This window comes from Pseudomonas sp. B3(2017) (assembly GCF_002113595.1).
Classification (GTDB): Bacteria; Pseudomonadota; Gammaproteobacteria; order Pseudomonadales; family Pseudomonadaceae; genus Aquipseudomonas; species Aquipseudomonas ekonensis.
Map to the genome: position 1 here is coordinate 55,663 of NZ_NEIU01000009.1, position 22,809 is coordinate 78,471.

Genomic DNA, 22,809 nt, shown 5'->3' on the forward strand with positions numbered 1-22,809 from the left:
CCCCGCTCCATTCGGTCGCCCCTCATTCGGGGTAGGAGAGACGCCAAGGCGAGACAGCGCATGCGATAGCAAGGTTGACCTCCATGAAAACCTCACTCACCTCACATGAGATCACAATCACCTTCTGCACCTTTTCAAGCTCTATCCTGCTGTGCTCGTCCATGGAGGCGCAGGCCGGCCCTGCGCAGGACGAGACCACGCCGTGGTATCGCCAGGATGTACCGGTCATGACCTTGCCCGCGACCCTCGTCACCCCTGAGGCGCAACGCCTGAACCCGCGCCCCGACCGCCAGGGCGAACACCTGATCACCGAAGACCTGGCCCCCGGCGCCTGGGACCGGCTGTACGGCGCCAGTTCGCGCCAGGCGCAGCTGGATGTGCTCTCGCCCGGCTTCGCGACGCCCGGCAGCGGCGACTTCAAGGGCCCTGCGGTGCTGACGGTGCGAAGCGACAACGGCCACACCCAACGGATCGGCCTGATCGGCGGGGTCAAACAGATCCAGGCCAACGGCGGCGGGCTGGTCACCAGCCGCGCCCTCGCCGACCCCACCAGCGACACCCTCAACCTGCAAGGCCAGAGCCTGGGGGCCTACTACAGCCTGACCGGTGCCCAAGGCTGGCACGTCGACCTGTCGGCCAGCGGCGGCCGGGTCAGCGGCTTCAGCCGCAACGAGCAAGGGGCACGCCTGGCCACCGAAGGCAGCGCGATGACGTTCTCGGTCGAGGGCGGATTCCCCATCGGCCTGACCGACAACTGGGTGGTCGAACCGCAGGCGCAATTGATCAACCAGCGCATCACCCTCGACACGCCGTACGCGGGATCGGGCAACGCGTCCTCCAGCGACATTTCGGCGTGGAGCGGCCGGGTCGGCGCCCGCTTGAAAGGCAGTTACGACCTCAACGGCCTGCCGGTGGAACCCTACGTGCGCACCAACCTGTGGCACACGGTGTACACCGGCAACACCGTGACGCTGGATCAGGTGGACAAGATCAGCAGCAGCCGCAAGTCATCGACGGTGGAACTGGGGTTGGGCCTGGTGGCCCGCATGACGCCGACGGTCAGCCTGTACGTCAGCGCCGACTACAGCAGCGATGTGGACGACAACGACCTGAACGGACTGATCGGCAGCCTGGGTGTGCGGATGCGTTGGTGAGCCCCACAGACATCTCCGGTGGCTGACAGGTCGCAATCGCTAGCAAGCTAGCTCCCACAGGGTTCTCGGGCGTTCGCAGGCCTTGTGGACATCCGCAAAACCTGTGGGAGCTAGCTTGCTAGCGATGAGGCCGGCACATGCAGCCTCGGTACTGCCTGGCCGGACACCTTCGCTCAACCTTCCGGCTTGAGGATCAGCACCGCCAGCGGCGGCAGGTTCAGTTCCAGCGACAGCGCCTGCCCGTGGCTCGGCACCTCTTCGGCGAACGCGCCGCCGCCGTTGCCGTAGTTGGAGCCGGCATAGGTGTCGGAATCGCTGTTGAGCAACTCGTTCCAGCGCCCAGCGAACGGCACGCCGACCCGGTAGGACTGGCGCGGCACCGGGGTGAAGTTGGCCACCACCAGCAACGGCGTGCCGTCCCGGCTCCAGCGCAGCCAGGCGTAGACGCTGTTGATCGCGTCGTCGCCGATCAGCCACTGGAACCCCTGCGGCACGTCGTCCTGCTCATGCAGCGCCGGCTCTTCGCGGTACAGCCGGTTGAGGTCGGCGACCAGTTTCTGCACGCCCTGGTGCTCGGAATACTGCAACAGATACCAGTCCAACTGCTGATCGTGGTTCCACTCGCGCCACTGGCCGAACTCGCAGCCCATGAACAGCAGCTTCTTGCCGGGATGGGCCCACATGAAACTCAGGTACGCCCGCAGGTTGGCGAACTTCTGCCAGCGGTCGCCGGGCATCTTGTCGATCAGCGAATGCTTGCCGTGCACCACCTCATCGTGGGAGATCGGCAGGATGAAACGCTCGGACCAGGCGTACACCAGGCCGAAGCTCAGTTCGTTGTGGTGATGGGCGCGGTACACCGGATCCTGCTGGATGTAGTGCAGCGAATCGTGCATCCAGCCCATGTTCCATTTGTAGGCGAACCCGAGGCCACCCTGCTGGGTGTCCTGGCTGACGCCGGGCCAGGCGGTGGATTCCTCGGCGATCACCAACGCGCCCGGCGCCTCCAGCGCCACCACATCGTTGAGGTGGCGCAGGAAGTCGATGGCCTCCAGGTTCTCCCGCCCGCCGTGGCGGTTGGGCACCCACTCGCCGGCCTTGCGCGAATAGTCGCGGTAGAGCATCGACGCCACGGCATCGACCCGCAGCCCGTCCACATGGAAATGCTTGAGCCAGTGCAGCGCCGACGCCAGCATGTAGCCGTGCACTTCGGTGCGGCCGAGGTTGTAGATCAGCGTGTCCCAGTCCTGGTGGAAACCTTCCAGCGGGTTGCCGTACTCGTACAGGGCCGTGCCGTCGAACTGGGCCAGGCCATGGGTGTCGGTGGGGAAATGCGCCGGCACCCAGTCGAGGATCACCCCCAGCCCTGCCAGGTGGCAGGCGTTGACGAACGCGGCGAACTGGTCCGGCGTGCCGTAGCGTGCGCTCGGCGCGAACTGCGACAGCAACTGATAGCCCCAGGAACCGCCGAACGGGTGCTCCATGATCGGCATCAGTTCGATGTGGGTGAAGCCCAGATCCTTGACGTAGGGGATCAGCCGCTCGGCCAGTTCCGGCCAGGTGTACTGGCGGGCGACTTCGCCCAGGTCGTCCAGCTCGCACTGCCAGGAACCGGCGTGCAGCTCATAGATCGCCAATGGCGCCGCAGGCCGTTGGCGCTCGACGCGGCCGCTCATCCAGTCCTCGTCCTGCCAGTCGATGCGCAGCGGCGTGGCGACTTTCGATGCGGTGTCCGGCGGCAGGCTGGTGGACAGCGCCATCGGGTCGGCCTTGAGCGGCAGGATGCCGTGGGGCCCGAGGATTTCGTACTTGTACAGCTCACCGGCCCCCAGGCGCGGAACGAACAGCTCCCAGACCCCGGATGGATGGCGCAGGCGCATCGGGTGGCGGCGCCCGTCCCAGACGTTGAAGTCGCCGACCACCGACACCCGGCGGGCATTCGGCGCCCACACCGCGAAACGTACGCCGTCGACGCCGTCGACCGTCTTCAGTTGCGCGCCGAGGCAGGCGCTCAGGTCGCGGTGATTGCCTTCGGCGAACAGGTACAGGTCCATCTCGCCCAGCAACTGGCCGAAGCTGTAGGGATCTTCCGCCACCTGTTCGCCGCCGGCCCACTGGGTGCGCAACAGATAGGGCCGGACCTGGCCGAAATGGCCGACGTACAGCCCCGGCGTCGCCGTCGCCTCCAGCGGGCCGAGTTCCTCGCCGCTGTCGCGGTCCAGCACCGAGACGCTCAACGCGCCCGGCAGGTACGCCCGGATGAACTGCCCCCCGGCGCCGTCGCCGTGGGGGCCGAGGATGGCGAAGGGATCGTGGTGCTCGGCGCGCACCAGGGCTTCGATGTCCTTGGCGCGCGGCAGCGCGGTGTGTTTGACGTGACCCTGTTCCCTGTTCGAGACACTCATGACTGCTCTCCATCAAGACCGGAAAAGGGTTTGAGCCCCCTCAGCAGCCCGTGCAGGCCGCGCAACGGCACGGCCAGCCAGGCGGGGCGGTTTTCGGCTTCATAGGCCACTTCGTAGGCCGCTTTCTCCAGGCCGAACAACGCCAGTGCGGCGTCGGCACCTTCAGGATCTTGCCAGGCATGATCAAGACTAGCTGCCGCCCGGCGATACGCCTGGACAAATGCCTCGCAGGATTGCTCCAGGTAGCGCCCGGCCACCCGCCGGCGCGCCGCCTCGGCCTCGGGGCTGTTGTCGACGGCATGCACGTTGAGGGCCATCGCGGCGGCGTAACCGAAGGAACGCAGCACGCCGCTGACATCCTTGTACGGGCTGTGCTTGCCCCGCCGCTCGGCCAGCGGCCGCGCCGGTTCACCCTCGAAATCGATCAGGTAGGCATCGCCCTTGATCACCAGCACCTGGCCCAGATGCAGGTCGCCGTGGACGCGGATGCGCAGGCCGCCGACGGACTGTTCCGCCAGCGCCTGGACGTGGCCGAGAATAGCCTTGCGGTGTTCCAGCAAGCGCGTGACGAGTCCGCGGTCCGCCTCGCCGAGCTCGCCCTGGTGGGCCTTGAGCAGCGTGAGCGCATGCTCGACCTGGGCCGCCACGTCCTTGCCGCAGGCCTTGGCCTCCTTGGCGGAAAACACCTGCGGCGCGAAATCCGGATTGTCGCTCGGGGCCGCCAGCACTTGGTGCATCTCGCCCAGGCGTTGGCCGAGCATCCCGGCAAAGTCCTTCAGCTCGCCCAGCGCGTTGTAGTGCTGCTCCTGTTCGGAACGGGCAGCGGCCAGCTCATCGCGCAGCGCCCGCTCCAGATTGTTCTGCGTCCATTCCCAGGCATCGCCCTGATTGCTCAAGTAGCCTTGGGCGATCATCAGCAGGTTGTCTTCGCCCTGGGCGTCGCGGCGAACCACGGAGCCCATCAGCGGTGAAATGTTGGCGAATCCCGCCGCCGTCAGGTAGGCGCTCATCTCCAGTTCCGGGTGCACGCCCGGGGCGACCTTGCGGATCAGCTTGAGCACCAGGCCGTTGCCGATCACCACCGAACTGTTGGACTGCTCGGCGGACAGGTAACGCACATCGGGCTCGTCCCCCAGGCCCAGGGCCGCCAGGTGCGGTGTGGCCTCGAAACGGATCTCGCCGGCCTCGCACGCCAGCGCCGTCCCGGCCTGCAGGCCTTGCAGCACCGCACGGATGAACGCTTCCAGGCTGAAGGCGTCGGTGATCAACCCGACCTGACGCCCCCGGCGCACGCGGGCGAGCGCCAGTTGCTGCGGCAACGCCGGGCCGACCTGATCCTCGGAAATGAAGCCGAACGGCAATTGATAGCGGCTGACCTGGCCTGCGGCGATCACTTCGATCTCGCTGAGCAACACCGGATGCCTGGCGTCGCCGAAACGCACCCCGTACGCCAGCTCGACCCGCTCGATGGCAGCGTCCTTGCCGGCGAACCAGCGGCGGTTCTGCAGCCAGTCCGGCAGGATGCCCTGCTCCAGCGTGGCGCGGACCGGCGCTTCGAGCAGCTCTTCCATGCGCTTTTTCAGCACCAGCGTGGTGAAGTCCGGCAGGCTCTGGGCCGGCTCCACGTGCCAGCTCGGCATCTGGTTCTCCGCCGCCAGGCCGAACCAGTAGAAGCCGTACGGCGCCAGGGTCAGCAGGAAGCTCAGCTGACCGATGGGCGGAAACGCATTACCGCCGAGCATCTCCACCGGCACCATGCCGACGTACGCCGACAAGTCCAGCTCCACCGCCTGGGCGCTGCGCGAGACGTTGGCCACGCACAGAATGATTTCGTGCTTGCCGTCGGCGCCGGTGTATTCGCGGGTATAGGCCAGCACGCGGCGGTTGGCCGGGGACAGCATCTTCAGGCTGCCGCGGCCGAACGCCTTGGACTGCTTGCGCACCGCCAGCAGGCGCCGCGTCCAGTTGAGCAGCGAGTGGGGGTCGCCGGCCTGGGTCTCGACGTTGACCGACTGATAGCCGTACAGCGGATCCATGATCGGCGGCAGCACCAGGCTGGCTGGGTCGGCGCGGGAGAACCCGCCGTTGCGGTCGATCGACCATTGCATCGGCGTGCGCACGCCGTCGCGGTCGCCGAGGTAGATGTTGTCGCCCATGCCGATCTCATCGCCGTAGTACAGGGTCGGCGTGCCCGGCATCGACAGCAGCAGGCTGTTGAGCAGCTCGATGCGCCGGCGGTCGCGCTCCATCAGCGGCGCCAGCCGGCGACGGATGCCGAGGTTGATCCGCGCCCGGCGGTCGGCGGCGTAATGGTTCCACAGGTAGTCGCGCTCCTTGTCGGTGACCATTTCCAGGGTCAGCTCATCGTGGTTGCGCAGGAAGATCGCCCATTGGCAGTTGGCCGGGATCTCCGGGGTCTGGCGCAGGATGTCGGTGATCGGGAAGCGATCCTCCTGGGCCAGGGCCATGTACATGCGCGGCATCAGCGGGAAATGGAACGCCATGTGGCATTCGTCGCCGTTGAGGCCTTGGGCGTCGGTGTCGCCGAAGTACAGCTGGGTGTCCTCCGGCCACTGGTTGGCCTCGGCCAGGAGCATGCGGTCAGGGTAGTTGGCGTCGATCTCCGCCCGGATCACCTTGAGCACGTCATGGGTTTCCGGCAGGTTTTCGTTGTTGGTGCCGTCACGCTCGATCAGGTACGGGATGGCGTCCAGGCGCAGGCCGTCGATGCCCATGTCCAGCCAATAGCGCATCACCGCCAGCACGGCTTTCATCACTTGCGGGTTGTCGAAGTTCAGGTCCGGCTGGTGGGAATAGAAGCGGTGCCAGAAATACTGGCCGGCCACCGGATCCCAGGTCCAGTTGGATTTCTCGGTGTCGAGGAAAATGATCCGGGTGCCGTCGTACTTCTGGTCGTTATCCGACCACACGTAGAAGTCCCGGGCCGCCGACCCGCGCTTGGCCCGGCGCGCACGCTGAAACCAGGGGTGCTGATCCGAGGTGTGGTTGATGACCAGCTCCGAGATCACCCGCAAGCCGCGCTTGTGTGCCTCGGCGATGAAGCGCCGGGCGTCGGCCATGGTGCCGTAGTCGCTGTGCACGCCCCGGTATTCGGCGATGTCGTAGCCGTCGTCGCGCCGTGGCGAGGGATAGAACGGCAACAGCCAGATGGTGTTGACGCCCAGTTCGGCGATGTAGTCGAGCTTGGCGATCAGGCCGGGAAAATCGCCGATCCCGTCGTTGTTGGAGTCGAAGTAGGATTTGACATGAACCTGATAGATCACCGCGTCCTTGTACCAGAGCGGATCCTTGATGAAGGTGGCTGACCTGGTTTTCTTCGCCATGTGAAACTCCTGTCAGTGCTGAGGATTGCCGGGCAGACCGCCCGCCCCGAGAACAGCCGATGCCCTGTGGGAGCGGGCCTGCTGGCGATGGCGGTTTGCCCGTCACCCGTTCATGACCTGATGCCTCGTCATCGCGAGCAGGCCCGCCCCACAGGAATGTACCTAAGCGCTGATCCGCCAGATGCCGAACGGCTGGTGCGCCGGATCGATGCGCATGAACTGGTGCTTGCCGTGCCAGTCCCAGCGGTGACCGTTCATCAGATCCTCGCCGTGGGTGGTGGCGTCGTCCGGCAGGCCCATTTCCCACAACGGCAGTTCGAAATTCGCTTCCTGGACGTTGTGCGGATCGAGGCTGACGGCCACCAGCACGAAGTTGCCGCCGTCCGGGCTGCGTTTGCCGAAGTACAGGATCCGGTCGTTCCAGGCGTTGTACACCTTGAGCCCCAAGTGCGAATGCAGCGCCGGGTTCTGCCGGCGGATGCGGTTGAGCTGGGCGATCTCGGCGATGATGTTGCCGGGCGCGTTGAAGTCCCGGACGCGGATCTCGTACTTCTCCGAATCCAGGTATTCCTCCTTGCCGGGCACCGGCGCCGACTCGCACAGCTCGAACCCCGAATACATGCCCCACAGGCCCGAGCCCATGGTCGCCAGCGCCGCGCGGATGAGAAACCCCGCCCGCCCCGACTCGTGGAGGAACGCCGGGTTGATGTCCGGCGTATTGACGAAGAAGTTCGGCCGGTAGCACTCGCGCCACGGCGATTCGTTGAGTTCGGTGAAGTAGGCGGCCAGCTCGGCCTTGGTGTTGCGCCAGGTGAAATAGGTGTAGCTCTGGCTGTAGCCGACCTTGCCCAGCCGCGCCATCATCGCCGGCGTGGTGAAGGCTTCGGCGAGGAAGATCACCTCCGGGTGCAGCGCGCGCACATCGGCGATCAGCCATTGCCAGAACGGCAGCGGCTTGGTGTGCGGGTTGTCGACGCGGAACATCTTCACGCCTTCCTTCACCCAGCCGACGACGATGTCGCGCAGCTCAAGCCACAGGCTCGGAATCGCCTCGGGCGCATAGAAATCGACGTTGACGATGTCCTGGTACTTCTTGGGCGGGTTCTCGGCGTACTTGATCGTGCCGTCCGGCCGCCAGTTGAACCAGCCCGGATGCTGCTTGAGCCACGGGTGATCCTGGGAACATTGGATGGCGAAGTCCAACGCGATCTCCAGGCCGTGCTCGGCGGCGGCGGCCACCAGCCGCCGGAAGTCCTCGCGGGTGCCGAGCTGGGCATGGATCGCCTCGTGCCCGCCCTCCTCGCTGCCGATGGCGTAGGGGCTGCCAGGGTCGTCGGGGCCGGCGGTCAGGGCGTTGTTGCGGCCCTTGCGGTGGCTGCGCCCGATCGGGTGGATCGGCGTGAAATACAGCACGTCGAAGCCCATGTCGCGGATCATCGGCAAGCGCCCGTGCACGTCGTTGAAGGTGCCGTGGCGGACGGGATCGTCGGTGACCGAGCGGGGAAACAGTTCGTACCAACTGGCGAACTCCGCCTGCTCGCGCTCGACGTCCAGCGGGTAAGGATTGCTGATGCTCAAAAAGGCGCGGTGGTCGGCCTCGGCCATCGGCTGCGCACTGCGCGGGTGCAGGAACAGCGCGACCTGCTCGGCTTCGGGCAGGCCGGACAGCTCGTGGTGCAGCGCCGCCAGCCGTTCGCTGAGCGGCCCTTCGCTGCGCTCGGCGGCCTGCTGCACCATGGCGCGGCCCTCCTGCAGCTCAAGGCTGACCGGTACGGCCGCCACGTGCTTTTTCTCCAGTTCGTACTGGAAACTGGCGAACGTGTCGATCCACGCTTCGATCAGGAACCAATGGCGCCCCTGGCGCCCGGGCCGGAACCGCCCTTCCCAGCCGTTGTTGCCTTGGTCGGCCATGACTTGGCTGTGCCAGGACTCTTCGCCGTCCTCGCGCCAGCGGATGCGCACCGCCAGTTTGTCGTGGCCGTCGGCGAACACCTTGGCGGTGACGACGACCTCGCGCCCGACGATGGCCTTGGCGGCGAACTGTCCGCCGTCGATGACCGGGCGAGTGTTCTCGATGACGATCCGCGGCAGCAGCAACGCCTGCGACAGCGGCATGTGCGGGTTGCAGCCCGGAGCGGAAGGGTTTTCAGCGGTCATTGAGCATCTCTCCTTAACGCCCCAAGGACGCTCGTGTGCCTGTCGGAAAGCGGCGGCGGATCCACCCGCCGCGCACTCACTTAGGTTCCGAGCGAACGCCCTCGGGAAAAGTTCACCGGGATTTGCCGCGCGCCGAGACCGGATCGAATCCGCCCTGCAGCGGTCAATCCACTTAAGCACTTCTTGCGCCATGTGCCATATGGAGGTTCACGATGAGTATCCCGATCCCGGCCGAAACACCCGATCCGAACATCGACAAGCCCGTGCTGCCCGAGACCGAACCGTCGCAGGTTCCGGAGCAGGATCCGCCCGGCACCACCCCGCCGGCCAAGGAGGAACCGCCGACGACCATGCCGCCGGTGATCGTCCAGCCTGATCAGGGTTTGTGATCCTTTTCGAACAGATTGACGATCTTCGGCATCACGCTGAACACCCCCAGCGCCAGCAACGTGCTGAGCACCGCCGTCGCCTCGCGGCCCAACCCGGCCGCGACGCCGATGGCGGCGGTCATCCACAGGCCGGCGGCGGTGGTCAAGCCCTTGACGTGGCCCTCGTCGCCTTCGTGGTTCTTCAGGATCGTGCCGGCGCCGAGGAAGCCGATGCCGGCGATCACCCCCTGCACCACCCGGCTCATGGCGTCGGCCTGGGCCCCGGACACCTGCGGCACCAACACGAACAGCGCCGCACCGAGCGCCACCAACATGTGGGTGCGCACGCCGGCGGCCTTGCCTTTGTGCTCGCGCTCAAAGCCGAGGATCCCACCCAGCAGCGCCGCCATCAGCAGGCGCACGGTGATGCGCGTCACTTGCGCGGCGTCGCCGACATCGGCGAACTCCGCTTGCAGGGTTTGCCACACTTCATGCCACCACGCGTTCATCGCACCGTCCTCGCCAGGAGCCCTTAAGGGATGGACAGCGCCGACCGCTGATCGGTTGCGCAGAACCCTGCGCCGCCGCGGCGCCCTAACCTTTCAACAGCCTTTGCCAAAGGATCGTCCCATGACCGTGCGCATCGAGAACCAGACCTGTTTTTTCCCCACCGAAAACGGTGAGCAGATCCGTCTGTGCGGCGACCTCACCGTCATCACCGACAGCGAAAAGGCCATGTCCGCCGTCGAGATCGAAGGCCGGCGCATCTACATCACCGAAGCCGAGGCCGACGCGCTGACCGTCGCCGGCGCCAAGGACGGCCGCCAGCACCTGAAGGCCAGCGACAGTGATTCGGTGATTTGACTGACCCCGGTCAAGACCCAGCGCAGACGCCTGCGATAGGCGTTTGCGCCTTGGCCGGCGGGCTGCTTCAAGTTGTCGCAGGGCCGGGCGCAGAACGCATCTGATACGCTTTTTATGGAAATACCTGAGTCTGTTATGCAAACAGATCGGCGCTCATAGTGCATTGGCCTGATGGAGGCTGATGAGCGAACGACCATGAGCGAACAAATCCCCGTCCGAACCCTAGATCCAACACCCGACATAAAAAGTGTGCCCGCACGCCCAATGAAGGCGACGGCCAAGTCCAGCGACAACCAGATCTTCACCCGCAGCTTCACCGGCCTGTTCCGCACCCTGCGCATGAGCGGCGCCGGGTTCCTGTTCCTGCTGTTCTTCGGCACCGTGTGGCTGAACTGGGGCGGCCGCCAGGCCGTGCTGTGGGACTTGTCGGAGAGCAAGTTCCACATCTTCGGCGCGACGTTCTGGCCGCAGGACTTCATCCTGCTGTCGGCGCTGCTGATCATCGCTGCCTTCGGCCTGTTCGCCATCACCGTGTTCGCCGGCCGGGTCTGGTGCGGCTACACCTGTCCGCAGAGTTCGTGGACGTGGATCTTCATGTGGTGCGAAAAGGTCACCGAAGGCGAACGCAACCAGCGGATCAAGCTGCAGGCGGCGCCCTGGGGCGTGAACAAACTGGCGCGGCGTGCGGCCAAGCACACGCTGTGGCTGGGCATCAGCCTGCTGACCGGCCTGACCTTCGTCGGCTACTTCACCCCGATCCGGCCGCTGGCCCAAGAGCTGTTCACCTTGCAGATCGGCGGGGTCAGCCTGTTCTGGGTGCTGTTCTTCACCGCCGCCACCTACATCAACGCCGGCTGGCTGCGCGAAGCGGTGTGCATGCACATGTGCCCGTACGCACGGTTCCAGAGCGTGATGTTCGACAAGGATACCCTGGCCATTTCCTACGACGCGGCCCGCGGCGAGAACCGTGGCCCGCGCAAGCGCGACGTCAAGCCTGCCGAGGCTGGCCTGGGCGACTGCATCGACTGCCAGATGTGCGTGCAGGTGTGCCCGACCGGCATCGACATCCGCGACGGCCTGCAGATGGAATGCATCGGCTGCGCGGCGTGCATCGACGCCTGCGATTCGATCATGGACAAGATGAGCTACCCACGCGGCCTGATCCGCTACACCTCCGAGCGCGAACTGCAAGGCGGCAAGACCCACCTGCTGCGCCCGCGCCTGATCGGCTACACCACCGTGCTGGTGGTGATGATCGGCGCCCTAGCCCTGGCGCTGGCCGAGCGGCCGATGGTGTCGCTGGACGTGACCAAGGACCGCGGGCTGTTCCGCGAGAACGGCCAGGGCCAGATCGAGAACATCTACACCCTCAAGGTCATCAACAAGACCCAGCAGCGCCAGGACTACACCTTGAGCCTGGAGGACGGCGACGGCTTCCAGTTGCAGGGCCGCACCGAACTGAGCCTGGCCGCGGGCGAGATCGTCGATGTGCCGGTGTCGGTGGCCATGACCACCGAACGCGCCGCCAGTAGTTCGCAGACCTTGAGCTTCAGGATCGCCGACAGCGACGACCCGCAGGTCTACAGCGTGGCCAAGAGCCGGTTTGTCGCGCCAATGAACCGCTGAGCCAGTAAGATGGCTGCCCTGTGGCGAGGGCGCTTGCGCCCCCCTCTGCTCCGTGCGCAAGCAACGCCTTTCGAATTCAGTCCATCGTGGGATACCGATGAAACGCTACGAAAAATTCGCCGACGACATCGCTGAACTGATCCGCTCCGGCGTCCTCGGGCCCGGCCAGCGGGTGCCGTCGGTGCGCTATGCCAGCCAGACCTACGGCGTCAGCCCGTCCACGGTGTTCCAGGCCTATTACCTGCTGGAGCGTCGCGGCCTGATCCGCGCCCGGCCGCGCTCGGGCTACTTCGTCAACACCCACGCCCCGAGCCCGTTCTCGGAGCCGGTGATCAGCAGCCAGGTCAACGAATCCACCGAGGTCGACGTCAGCGAACTGGTGTTCTCGGTGCTGGAGTCGATCAAGGATCCGGGCACCGTGCCGTTCGGCTCGGCCTTCCCCAGCCCGACCCTGTTTCCGTTGCAGCGCCTGTCGCGTTCGCTGGCCCACGCGGCGCGGGAGATGGACCCACGCATGGTGGTCACCGACATGTCGCCGGGCAACCCGCAGCTGCGCCGGCAGATCGCCCTGCGCTACATGGTCGGCGGGCTGATGCTGCCGATGGAAGAACTGCTGATCACCAACGGCGCCCTCGAAGCCCTGAACCTGTGCCTGCAAGCGGTGACCGAGCCCGGCGACCTGGTGGCCATCGAAGCCCCGGCGTTCTACGCCAGCCTGCAAGTGCTGGAGCGCCTGAAGCTCAAGGCCGTGGAAATCCCCGTGCACCCGCGCGACGGCATCGACCTGGGCGTGCTCGCCCAGACCCTGGAACGCCATCCGATCAAGGCCTGCTGGTGCATGACCAGTTTCCAGAACCCCATGGGCGCGACCATGCCCGAGGCCAAAAAACAGGAATTGGTGGAGCTGCTGCGCCGGCATCAGGTGCCGTTGATCGAGGACGACGTCTATGCCGAGCTCTACTACGGCCAGCAGGCGCCGAAGCCGGCCAAGGCGTTCGACACCGAAGGCCTGGTGATGCACTGCGGCTCGTTCGCCAAGAGCCTCGCCCCCGGCTACCGCATCGGTTGGGTCGCCGCCGGGCGCTACGCGCAGAAGATCGAGCGGCTGAAACTGATGACCTCGCTGTGCGCCTCGATGCCGGCCCAGGCGGCCATCGCCGACTACCTGCAGCACGGCGGCTACGACCGTCACCTGCGCAAGCTGCGCTATGCCCTGGAGGAACAGCAAAGCGCGATGCTGGCGGCCATCGCCCGGTACTTCCCGGCGCAGACCCGGGTCAGCCAGCCGGCGGGCGGCTACTTCCTGTGGCTGGAACTGCCGCCGCAGATGGACTCGCTGAAACTGTTCCAGATGGCCCTGGCCCAGGGCATCAGCATCGCCCCGGGACCGATCTTTTCGCCGACCCAGCGCTTTCGCAACTGCATCCGGCTGAACTACGGCAGCCCGTGGACCGAAGCGTCGGAGAAGGCGATGGAAACCCTGGGGCGGATCGTGCGGTCGTTCTGACCGCACTCCTTCACTCAATCAGACGCTCAGTGCTGGACAGATACGACGGATGACTCGTTCCGGGCCGAAGGCCGGCCGCCACCAACAACTGCCCTCCAGGCAACAGACTGGCCGTGTGTATGAACCGAGCGTGTGCCAGTTCGGCGCCGATGGCCCATTCATGGGTGTCAGGGTCAAAAACTTCGGTCATGTTGCCGGACTCCACGCTTAGGCCATCTCCGATCACCAGTACATGCCCTGAAGCCAGTCGTGTGACGCTGTGCCCCTTGCGGCCATGAACCATTGTCCCGCCAAGGCTCCAGCTGTCCGCTTGCGGGTCGTAGAGGTACGCATCCGCCCGTCCAGGATTGAACGGGGCATCAGCCCCGCCCACCACCAGGATCCGGCCATCGGCCAACCGCGTTGCCGTGTGCTGCATGCGCCTTTCGGGCAACGGCTGGACGGTACTCCACCCACCCGTGGCCGGATCAAACAACGAAGCGTCATCGATCGCCGCATTCAGTTGCGCCGAATACCCTCCCAACACCAGCAATTTTCCGGACGCCAACAAGGTCGCTGTGTGATCCATGCGGGCGAACGGAACATCGGCGGCGGCACGCCACCGGTTGGCGACCGGATCGTAGATTTCGACGCTGGCGAGCACCTGCCCCTGCCCTTGGGACTGATGGTTGCCCCCGCAGACCATGACATGTCCGCTGTCCAGGAGCGTTGCGGTATGGGCAAAGCGCGGAGTCTCAAGCGTCGCCGCCGCAACCCATTGATCCGTTGCCGGGGAATACAGCTCGACGCCGTTGATCGAGCCCACCGCCCCGCTGCCGGCAATGACCATGACCTGCCCGCTGTTCAGACAGACAGCGCGATGCCCCAAACGGGGTCCAGGCAACACAGCCACCCGCGTCCAGGCATTGTTTGACGGGCTGTAGCGTTCGACGTCTGACAGCGTGCCGGACAGCCCCTGGCCGAGATGATGCCAAGGCACCTGACCGCTCGCCCCGCGTGTACCGTCCGTCAGCCATGAAGCGGGCTCCATGCCATTGGTTCCGCCCACCACCAGCACATCGCCATCGGGCAGCACGGTCGCCGAGTGATAGGCCCGCAAAACGTTCATGGGGGCGGCCGGAACAAAGGAACCGTCGACGGTATTGTTCATCACAGTGCTCCATTGCAGATCGTCGGTACCCACGGGTGACGCATCGACTGCCCCGTCACTCGTTTCGCCCAGACGAATCTAAAAGCCCCGCTCACAACCGTCTACTGTCAGAAGTAACAGGTGCACGCGGCGTCTTCGCTCAACGCCGCCCTCACACTCACACCACCTCGCGCACCAGCAACACCCGCGTCACCCGCCGCTCCTCGACCGCCATCACGGTCATCCGCCAGCCGTCGTGCTCCAGCCGGTCGCCGATCATCGGCAACCGGTCGAGCAGGCTCATCACCAGGCCGGCCAGGGTCTGGTAGTCCTCGGTGGCGGGCGCACCGAAACCGGTGCGCTGACGGATCCGCGCCAGGTTCAACGCACCGTTGACCAGGAAACCGCCCTGCTCCTCGACCACGTCAGGCCCCTCGATCTCGCTGGCGTCCGGCAACTCGCCGGCGATCGATTCGAGGATGTCGGTCATGGTCAGCACGCCGACGAAATCACCGAACTCGTTGACCACGAACGCGATGTGGGTCGAGGCGGCGCGCATCTGCTCCAGCGCGTTGAGGATCGAGTAGCTGTCGAGCAGGTTGATCGTCTGGCGCGCCAGGTGTTCGAGGTTCGGTTCGTGACCGGCCAGGTATTCCTTGAGCAGCTCCTTCTTGTGCACGAAGCCCAGCGGCTCGTCCACCGCGCCGTTGCGCACCAGCGGCAAACGCGAGTAGGACGAATGCATCAACCGCGTGCGGATCGTCTCGGCATCGTCGGCCAGGTCGATGTGGTCGACGTCGGCGCGCACGGTCATCAGGGCACGGATCGGACGCTCGGCCAGTTGCAGCACGCCGCTGATCATCACCCGCTCGCGGCGGTCGAACAGCTCGGCGCTCGGCGCGTCGCCGTCATCCAGAAGGTCGGAGATTTCCTCGCCCACCTCCTCCACCGCCAGCTTGCGCCCGCCCAGCAGGCGCATCACCGCATGGGCCGTGCGCTCGCGCAGCGGCCGCAGGCCCTGCATCGAACGCTTGCGCCGGGCCCGGGCGATCTGGTTGAACACCTCGATCAGGATCGAGAAACCGATGGCGGCGTACAGGTAGCCTTTAGGGATGTGGAAGCCCAAGCCTTCGGCGGTCAGGGCGAAACCGATCATCATCAGGAAGCCCAGGCACAGCATGATCACTGTCGGGTGCGCGTTGACGAAGCGGGTCAGCGGCTTGCTGGCCACGATCATCAGGCCGATGGAGACGATCACCGCGATCATCATCACCGCCAGCTCATCGACCATGCCCACGGCCGTGATCACCGCGTCCAGCGAGAACACCGCATCGAGCACCACGATCTGCGCCACGATCGGCCAGAACAACGCGTAAGCGGTGTTGGCCGAACGCTGGCCGACGTGGCCTTCCAGCCGTTCGTGCAGTTCCATGGTGGCCTTGAACAACAGGAACACACCGCCGAACAGCATGATCAGGTCACGGCCGGAGAAGCTCTTGCCGAACACCTCGAACAGCGGCTGGGTCAGGGTGACCAGCCAGGAGATGCTCGCCAGCAGGCCCAGGCGCATGATCAAGGCCAGGGACAGGCCGATGATCCGTGCGCGGTCGCGCTGATGCGGCGGCAGCTTGTCCGCCAGGATCGCGATGAACACCAGGTTGTCGATGCCGAGCACCAGCTCCAGCACGATCAATGTCAAAAGGCCCAGCCAGGCCGTGGGATCCGCTAACCATTCCATATTCTGTCTCGGTCTCTCTTCAGTGTTTTCGGGCTGCCGGGCACGGCAAAGTGCGACGCGAAAGCCCGAAGGCTGCGCCATCAACGATAGTCGGGAGTCGGAAGACCGGATGCTGCGAGTGCGTCAAGACCGCGCCTGGGCGCGAGAGGAAGGGGCGACTGGGAGGCTCCGTGAGGGTGTTCATGCAAGTCCTGAATGGGAAAAAGGACTTGGAGAGTACAGGCTGAGGCGGCCATCGCCACAGCGGCAAATCATTTCAAAATCTGTAAAGCACCTCGCCGGAGCGGTGGCCGGGATGGGGCCGCCACAGACTAACGCTTGATCGACGACAGCAGCCGCTCGGCATTCGCCCCGCAGCTCATGCCTTCGGGCCGCGACAGGATGCCGTCGATCACCTCCAGCAACCGTGCCCGGCTCTGCGCCAGGTGCCGCTGCATGGCCTCGATCTCCTGGACCTTGCCCCGCAGGCTGGTCACCAGTTCGTCTTGGTCGTACTCGCCGGTGACGGCGTCCGGCAGCAGCAGCTTGAGTTCATCCAGGGAGAATCCCGCGCGCTGGGCGCTCTGGATGATGTGCAGGGTCTGCAGCACCTGCGGCGAGTAGCGCCGGTAGCCGTTGCCCAGCCGCTCGACCTTGGGGATCAGGCCCTGAGCCTCGTAGAAGCGGATCCTTGAGGCGCTCAGCCCGCTCTGTTGCGCCAGTTCACCGATTTTCATGGACACCTCGCATTCCTGCTTGACCTTAAACTTGACTTTAAGCTTAGCCTCGCTTCATCACTGATGAGGAGTCAAGCATGTCGCCCTTCAACACCCTGAATCTGCCCAACGGCCAGACCGTCGGCAACCGCATCGCCAAGGCGTCCATGGAGGAAAACCTCGCTGACGCCGACCAGGCCCCCTCCGCCGCCCTGTACCGTCTGTACCAGGCCTGGGCCGACGGCGGCGCCGGCCTGCTTTTGACCGGCAACGTCATGATCGACCGCCGCGCCATGACCGGCCCCGGCGGCGTGGTGCTGGAGGATGAGCGTCATTTGGCGCAGTTCCGCCGTTGGGCCGAGATCGGCCGCTCCGGCGGCGCGCAGTTGTGGATGCAACTCAACCACCCCGGCCGCCAGACCTTCGCCAACCTGGGCCAGCCGGCCCTGGCGCCGTCGGCGGTGGCGCTGGAGATGGGCGCGTTCTCCAAGCTGTTCGCCGAACCCCGGCCGATGAGCGAAAGCGATATCGAAGAGGTCATCCAGCGCTTCGCCACCAGCGCCGCCCTTGCGGAAAAGGCCGGTTTCACCGGTATCCAGATCCATGCGGCCCACGGCTACCTGCTCAGCCAGTTCCTGTCGCCGCTGACCAACCGCCGCACCGACCGCTGGGGCGGCTCGCTGGAAAACCGCGCGCGCCTGCTGCTGTCGGTGATCGAAGCGGTGCGTCAGGCGGTGTCGCCGCAGTTCTGCGTGGCGGTGAAGCTCAATTCGGCGGACTTCCAGCGCGGCGGCTTCGACACCCACGATGCGCGCCAAGTGATCGAATGGCTCAACGAGCGGCCCGTGGATCTGCTGGAGCTGTCCGGCGGCAGCTACGAGGCCCCGGCCATGCAGGGCGAGGCGCGGGACGGCCGCACCCTGGCCCGCGAGGCGTTCTTCCTGGAGATGGCCAGCGAACTGGCCGGCGTGGCACGGATGCCGGTGATGGTCACCGGCGGCATCCGCCGCCTGCCGATCGTCGAACAGGTGCTCGACAGCGGCCTCGACATGGCGGGCATCGCCACGGCGCTGGCCATCGAGCCGGGCCTGGTCAACCACTGGCGCGCCGGCCGTCCGAGCGAGCCGCAACTGCCGCCGATCCGTTGGAAGCGCAAACCGCTGGCGTCGCTGGCCAACATGGCCGTGGTGCGCTTCCAGATGGCCCGCCTGAGCCGGGGGCGCAAGACCAGGCCCGAGGTGTCGGCGCTGTGGGCGCTGATCCTCGACCGGTTGTACCTGGGGCGACGTACGCGGCAGTACCGGCAGGCGATGTCTGACTGACGCCCGTGGTTGCGACGCTCGCCGTCACCAGACCGCTCCGGCGGTGCGTCAGCCGTCAAACGAGTAGCGCTGGATGATGGCGACGTACTTCTTCACTCGATGGCGAGGCGGCTTCTTCTGCTTGGCGATCAAGTCCGCGTATATCGCCATTATTTCCCTGAAGCGCTCAAATTCGGCGAGATTCTCAGCGGATGGGTCGAGGCTGACCAGTCCTTTCAGCTCGTTCATTTCAAAGGTGTCACTCTTCGATCTGAGAGGCTGCAGCAAACTCGAAAAACACAACGGGGTGCCCAGCGCCACCGCCAGCAAGGTCAGCAGCGCTTTGTATTCACCCCCCTCGAGTGCCCGGAGGTCATCGGGCTTGAGGCTGACCTTGATCAGGCGATAGACATTCAGGAAACGCAGCGCGCGTCGAGGGGAGGACCCCATGTACCTTGCCAGCAGTTGCAGCGCCTCAGTCTCACCGGAGGAGATCTTCAACATTTCGGCTGGAACAGTTTGAATGCCGACGGCTCCTTCCGTTTCGTTTAGACCCGTTGGCACTTTGTCAGTCTGATCAGCGCCCCTTACCCTCTTCAACTGTGCTTGCAGAAACTGCTCACTGGCTACGCTGTCCATCGGGCGCATCCAGTAAGGGATCTGAAAGATCTTTTCCAGGTAGTCAGACACAGAGGCCGTCTGTTGCTGCTGGCCGTTCGCAGCCATCAAGTTGGGGTAGTGATCGAGCAAGGCCTGACGCACCCAACGCACATCCACCGCGACCATCACCACGAACAAGGGAAAGGTCAGCAGCAGATGCACCGCCTGCAGCACCTCGACGACTTTGTCCGGCGGACAGCGATCCAGGTCGTCGATGTACAGGGCGATCCGTTTGAAGGATCGGACTTCCTCAGGGGAATGCGTGGCCGCCGCCCGCAGCTTCTGGATGTCTCCGTCGTCCAGGAACGTTTTGTTGGCCTCCAGGAACGCATCCATTTTCAGCAGAAATGCAGCGCGCTCCGCCTCGACCGAATCCCGGAGGCTGCCCGCTTCCGTCACGTTGAACGCCAACTCCTCGAAGTCCTTGCGCACCGTGGCGATCAATCCAAGATGTTGCGCATAGTCGCCGTCCGTCGCGCGGGCCCGGACGAACTTCTTCAGGCGCCCGGCACCGGTTCCTTGAGAGAAATCGTGAGTGGCGAGCGCCAATTGTTCGCTGGTGACTTGCACCAAGGCCTTTGCCTCGTCGACGCTGGCATTCGCCTTGGCTTGCCTCTGAACGGCGTGCTCTAGCGCTTTCTTCTGTTCGGCCAATCGGCTATCGATGGCTTTGTCCAGCGCCCTCTTGCCCGCCTCCAACTGTTTCAGCGCCCCGCGGGCCTTGCCCCAGACCCATCGCAGTCGGGCAGTCACCGCTGCCACCGCTACACTCGCCAACATCAAGCCGTCCTGCAGACCTTGCAGGAAAGGGAGTCGTGCCTTGAGGATTGCCACACCCTCTGTCGCCATCCAAGGCATCGCCAAGACCAACACGACAAAGGCACCGACGTTCCACCAGCTCAGCAGTTGGGACTTGTATCCGCGGGCCAGCAACCTAGCCTTTCCCGCTTCCTCATGCAGGGCATCGGATACGCTCTGGAAAGCCTCGGCACGCTCGGTCAAGGCATCGATTCCAAGGATCTTGGCCGCCTTCGCGAACTCGTCTTTTGCGTCTTTGATCTCTTGGCCGGCATCCGCACCGTTGAACACCTCACTCAACGCCGCAAGATAGACAGACGGCGTAGTCGCGGTCTTGGCTTGAACCTCTTCGAGCGCCTGGCGGGCCTTGAGCAGTTGCTCTGCGGCCGCACGCTGGTCTCGACGGCGACGAACCAGCTCCTTGGCAGCGTCCAGCGTCAGCATTCGCGAAGTGGACAGGTGTTCGAGCAACGGGTCGCGAACCTCGGGATTGTGCTTCGTGTACCAACGGTCCAGCTCGACGAATATATGGCTGACCAGACTGGCCCACAGGTTCGTCTCCGCGTAATGCCAGGCATTGAACCGAATCTGCACGACATCCGTATGGAATTCCTTCGAGCCTGCTTCCGGGGCCTGGGCACTTGCCTTTCCTTGGCTGAGGCGTTCGATGTGCTGATGGATCAGGCGCATGAAAAAGGACTTGCCGCTGCCCCAGTTGCCGAACAGCCCAATGGCAAGCGGCGGCATGACATCTTTCGCTACGGCCAGGCGCGCAAAGGCTTTCGCCTCATCGTTGGCGCCCAGACGGTCATCCAGGTCAGACGCCCATGGATCGTCGTTTTGGGTGACGGCGATAGAGGTGGTGCCGGGACGGGAACCCCGTGTGTTTCCCTTCCCCCCCGGGACGTTCGTCACCTCGTCAGTCTTCTTTTTGTCGTCTGACGATGACAGCCCGTTCGGATTGTTTTCCGGTGGCGCAGAAGCCCCCTGGTCTGGATCCCGCACTCGCTGCTGGTCATTATTCAGATCGGAAGGCGATAGCGAGGTCGTGTAGAACTTTGCTCTTTGATTCCTTGGGGACACCGATGAGCTCGGCTCGTCGTCACGGTTTACGGGTTCATCACTTTCTCTGTCCACGTAACACTCCATCGCATCCACAACATAAAAAACGCATTCAGATGTACAGGCCTGAACGTCCCGTTCCGGCTTGCTACCGCCCGGAAAACCGCAACCGCGACAACTGCCGCAAATCCCCGTCGACGTAATAGTCATCCGTCCAGCTGTCATCCGCCGCCAGCGGCTGCACCTGCTTGAGATCCAGTTTCTTGGCGAAATAGCGGAAGCGGTAATGCTCGTAGAAGCGCAGCAATTCCAGGCCGTAGCGGTCCGCCAGGTCGGTGTCGCCGCGGATGATCAGGAAGTTTTCGTCGTTGCCGTTGCTGGCCGAGGTGCTGAGGTTGTGGCTGCCGCTGATGATGGTCGGGGCGTCCGTGGTGAAGTCGGTGACCACCGCTTTGGTGTGCACCAGCAGGTTGCCCTTCTGGCCTTTCATGTTTTCCCGCAGCCAGCCTTCAAGGCCCGTGTTGAGCAGCGCAGTGGCGGCGAACTCGGCGGTGCGGTCGGCATGGAAGCCGGTGATCCGGCTCGCGGTGTTCTGCAGGCCGTAGCGCAGGATGTCGTCGTGAGGCTGGCCGAGCAAGGCGTTGAGGATCGGGTCGGGCAAGTCGAATGCGGTGACGAACAGCACGTCCTTTTTCGCCGCGTTGATGATGTCGACGAACTCGCGCAGGTCGGCGCCGCCGGAGCGCGGCGAAAACCCGGCGAACAGCGGTTTGGCCGGATCCATCGGATTGACGTCGGTGATCCAGTCGCGGGTGGCGCCGACATCGGCAGGCGTCGTCCAGATTTCCTCGAAGGTGCGCAGGTAGCTGGCGGCGATGGCCGGATCGTCCAGCACATGCACCACGTTGGCCTGGCGGTAGACGCCGTTGGCGGTGAAGTTGGTGCTGCCGCACAGCACCGCTTGCGGCTGGCGCACGCCGCCGGCATCGAGGCGGCTCAAGACGATGAACTTGTCGTGGAAGATGTTGTGGGTGACCCGCCCGCGCTTGCTGGCCTCTGGCAGGTGCGCCAGGCTCGCTTGGTTGATCGTGGTGTCTTCGTCGTCGGGCCGGGCGTGGTACAGCACCCGCACCTGCACCCCACGGTCGAATGCCGCGTTCACCGTGTCGATGATGGCTTGCAGTTGGTATTCGTAGATTGCGATGTCCAGCGCCCACTGGCCGTCGGTGGCGCGCTGGATGAAGCCTTGCAGACGCCCGAGCAGGCCGTTCTCCAGCCATTGGCGCGCCGCGTCGGGCCAGGCCTCGATGGGCAGGTTGCGGTTGGCGCTGATCTGCGCGTCAAGGTCCGGGAACTTGCGCTGGAAGGCTTGGCTGGCCGCGACGGCACGGTTGAAGATCACGCTTTGGTTGGCCGGGTGGCCGTCGTCGGAGCGGATGGTCAGCTCCAGCGATTCGCCGAGCGCTGGGGCGTCCGGCGTGCCGTAGGCCAGGTGCACGCGGTAATGGATCGTCATGCCGGGGTTCACGGCGTAGTCGGCCCAGCGAAATTTCTGCAAAGGGGCCAGGTCGCTCGGGGTGGCGTGGAATTCCGGCCGGGTGTGCGCCTTGCCGGGGAAGGTCAGGCTGTTGAACAGGAACAGCCACGGCTTGTCGCCCTGCTGCTTCTCGATGGCGAAACCGAGCAGGCCCTTGCGCCGGGGTTCGGCGACGTCCATGGCGAGCAGCACGCCGTTGGTGCCGGCGTAGGCCTTGACGCGGAAATCGTCCTGGGGGTTGGCGACCAGTACGCGCATGGTTCACTCCTTGTGATGGGCTGGGGTGCAGCATAGAGCAGCGCGGGGGGTTTTACGCGGTGGATCAGGCGAAAGCGATGCGGAATGTGCCGACGTCATCGCTGGCTTGCCAGCGATGACGGTGGGTCAGCTAGCAGAGATGTCGACTGTGTTGGCCTCATCGCTTGCAGGCAAGCTCCTACAGGGTTCTGTGGGGTACATGGATA

At 65.0% G+C, this 22,809-nt stretch carries 15 protein-coding genes; 6 read left to right on the forward strand and 9 right to left on the reverse strand.

Annotated elements, in window-relative coordinates:
• The first annotated feature begins 83 nt into the window (after positions 1-83).
• On the forward strand, positions 84-1,154 hold the full coding sequence (locus tag CAG33_RS15055) for an autotransporter outer membrane beta-barrel domain-containing protein (protein WP_085633167.1): 1,071 nt from the start codon (positions 84-86) through the stop codon (positions 1,152-1,154).
• A gap of 173 nt (positions 1,155-1,327) precedes the next feature.
• On the opposite strand, the gene glgB is transcribed toward CAG33_RS15055, so the two are convergent.
• The 3 genes from glgB to CAG33_RS15070 all read right to left on the reverse strand — a co-directional run bounded on the left by glgB (position 1,328) and on the right by CAG33_RS15070 (position 9,060).
• Complete coding sequence (gene glgB / locus CAG33_RS15060) at positions 1,328-3,559, reverse strand: 1,4-alpha-glucan branching protein GlgB (protein WP_085639059.1); 2,232 nt, start codon at positions 3,557-3,559, stop codon at positions 1,328-1,330.
• Positions 3,556-6,903 (reverse strand): maltose alpha-D-glucosyltransferase, encoded by a 3,348-nt coding sequence (gene treS / locus CAG33_RS15065; protein ID WP_085639062.1) that lies wholly within the window; start codon positions 6,901-6,903, stop codon positions 3,556-3,558. The genes glgB and treS overlap by 4 nt, the downstream gene beginning before the upstream one ends.
• 162 nt (positions 6,904-7,065) lie before the next feature.
• Positions 7,066-9,060, reverse strand: coding sequence for an alpha-1,4-glucan--maltose-1-phosphate maltosyltransferase (locus tag CAG33_RS15070; RefSeq protein WP_085639065.1), 1,995 nt, complete (start codon positions 9,058-9,060; stop codon positions 7,066-7,068).
• Positions 9,061-9,272: 212 nt separating this feature from the next.
• Between CAG33_RS15070 and CAG33_RS28510 the strand changes: the two genes are divergently transcribed.
• On the forward strand, positions 9,273-9,449 hold the full coding sequence (locus CAG33_RS28510) for a hypothetical protein (protein ID WP_170930007.1): 177 nt from the start codon (positions 9,273-9,275) through the stop codon (positions 9,447-9,449).
• Here the strand turns inward: CAG33_RS28510 and CAG33_RS15075 are convergent.
• Positions 9,437-9,937, reverse strand: coding sequence for an MgtC/SapB family protein (locus tag CAG33_RS15075; RefSeq protein WP_085586115.1), 501 nt, complete (start codon positions 9,935-9,937; stop codon positions 9,437-9,439). The genes CAG33_RS28510 and CAG33_RS15075 overlap by 13 nt on opposite strands.
• 121 nt (positions 9,938-10,058) lie before the next feature.
• Between CAG33_RS15075 and CAG33_RS15080 the strand changes: the two genes are divergently transcribed.
• The 3 genes from CAG33_RS15080 (at position 10,059) to mapR (ending at position 13,425) form a co-directional block, all read left to right on the forward strand.
• Positions 10,059-10,292, forward strand: a complete 234-nt coding sequence (locus CAG33_RS15080; protein ID WP_085586117.1) for a DUF3203 family protein — start codon at positions 10,059-10,061, stop codon at positions 10,290-10,292.
• 195 nt (positions 10,293-10,487) lie between these two features.
• Complete coding sequence (ccoG, locus tag CAG33_RS15085) at positions 10,488-11,918, forward strand: cytochrome c oxidase accessory protein CcoG (RefSeq protein WP_085586119.1); 1,431 nt, start codon at positions 10,488-10,490, stop codon at positions 11,916-11,918.
• Positions 11,919-12,015: 97 nt separating this feature from the next.
• A complete protein-coding gene (gene mapR, locus CAG33_RS15090; protein ID WP_085586121.1) occupies positions 12,016-13,425 on the forward strand; it encodes a GntR family transcriptional regulator MpaR in 1,410 nt (469 codons plus the stop codon).
• 10 nt (positions 13,426-13,435) lie between these two features.
• Here the strand turns inward: mapR and CAG33_RS15095 are convergent, their stop codons facing one another.
• From CAG33_RS15095 to CAG33_RS15105, 3 genes are all read right to left on the reverse strand, one after another.
• Positions 13,436-14,575 carry a kelch repeat-containing protein gene (locus tag CAG33_RS15095; protein WP_085633154.1) on the reverse strand — a complete coding sequence of 380 codons (1,140 nt, stop codon included), beginning with the start codon at positions 14,573-14,575 and terminating at the stop codon, positions 13,436-13,438.
• A 157-nt stretch (positions 14,576-14,732) separates the two neighbouring features.
• Complete coding sequence (locus CAG33_RS15100) at positions 14,733-16,292, reverse strand: TerC family protein (RefSeq protein ID WP_085586125.1); 1,560 nt, start codon at positions 16,290-16,292, stop codon at positions 14,733-14,735.
• Positions 16,293-16,603: 311 nt separating this feature from the next.
• The gene (locus CAG33_RS15105; RefSeq protein ID WP_085633150.1) at positions 16,604-17,008 is read right to left on the reverse strand and encodes a MerR family transcriptional regulator; all 405 of its coding nucleotides are present in this window, start codon (positions 17,006-17,008) and stop codon (positions 16,604-16,606) included.
• A 77-nt stretch (positions 17,009-17,085) separates the two neighbouring features.
• On the opposite strand from CAG33_RS15105, the gene CAG33_RS15110 reads away from it, so the two are divergent.
• Complete coding sequence (locus tag CAG33_RS15110; protein ID WP_085586129.1) at positions 17,086-18,309, forward strand: NADH:flavin oxidoreductase/NADH oxidase family protein; 1,224 nt, start codon at positions 17,086-17,088, stop codon at positions 18,307-18,309.
• 48 nt (positions 18,310-18,357) lie between these two features.
• Here CAG33_RS15110 and CAG33_RS15115 read toward each other — a convergent pair whose 3' ends face one another.
• A complete protein-coding gene (locus tag CAG33_RS15115) occupies positions 18,358-20,883 on the reverse strand; it encodes a P-loop NTPase fold protein (RefSeq protein ID WP_170930008.1) in 2,526 nt (841 codons plus the stop codon).
• Positions 20,884-20,956: 73 nt separating this feature from the next.
• Positions 20,957-22,603, reverse strand: coding sequence for a phospholipase D-like domain-containing protein (locus CAG33_RS15120; RefSeq protein WP_085639072.1), 1,647 nt, complete (start codon positions 22,601-22,603; stop codon positions 20,957-20,959).
• Positions 22,604-22,809 lie beyond the last annotated feature (206 nt).

Coding starts and splice junctions, on each gene's coding strand:
- CAG33_RS15055 (WP_085633167.1), top strand. CDS start 84: ATGAAAACCTCACTCACCTCACATGAGATCACAATCACCTTCTGCACC.
- glgB (WP_085639059.1), bottom strand. CDS start 3,559: ATGAGTGTCTCGAACAGGGAACAGGGTCACGTCAAACACACCGCGCTG.
- treS (WP_085639062.1), bottom strand. CDS start 6,903: ATGGCGAAGAAAACCAGGTCAGCCACCTTCATCAAGGATCCGCTCTGG.
- CAG33_RS15070 (WP_085639065.1), bottom strand. CDS start 9,060: ATGACCGCTGAAAACCCTTCCGCTCCGGGCTGCAACCCGCACATGCCG.
- CAG33_RS28510 (WP_170930007.1), top strand. CDS start 9,273: ATGAGTATCCCGATCCCGGCCGAAACACCCGATCCGAACATCGACAAG.
- CAG33_RS15075 (WP_085586115.1), bottom strand. CDS start 9,937: ATGAACGCGTGGTGGCATGAAGTGTGGCAAACCCTGCAAGCGGAGTTC.
- CAG33_RS15080 (WP_085586117.1), top strand. CDS start 10,059: ATGACCGTGCGCATCGAGAACCAGACCTGTTTTTTCCCCACCGAAAAC.
- ccoG (WP_085586119.1), top strand. CDS start 10,488: ATGAGCGAACAAATCCCCGTCCGAACCCTAGATCCAACACCCGACATA.
- mapR (WP_085586121.1), top strand. CDS start 12,016: ATGAAACGCTACGAAAAATTCGCCGACGACATCGCTGAACTGATCCGC.
- CAG33_RS15095 (WP_085633154.1), bottom strand. CDS start 14,575: ATGAACAATACCGTCGACGGTTCCTTTGTTCCGGCCGCCCCCATGAAC.
- CAG33_RS15100 (WP_085586125.1), bottom strand. CDS start 16,292: ATGGAATGGTTAGCGGATCCCACGGCCTGGCTGGGCCTTTTGACATTG.
- CAG33_RS15105 (WP_085633150.1), bottom strand. CDS start 17,008: ATGAAAATCGGTGAACTGGCGCAACAGAGCGGGCTGAGCGCCTCAAGG.
- CAG33_RS15110 (WP_085586129.1), top strand. CDS start 17,086: ATGTCGCCCTTCAACACCCTGAATCTGCCCAACGGCCAGACCGTCGGC.
- CAG33_RS15120 (WP_085639072.1), bottom strand. CDS start 22,603: ATGCGCGTACTGGTCGCCAACCCCCAGGACGATTTCCGCGTCAAGGCC.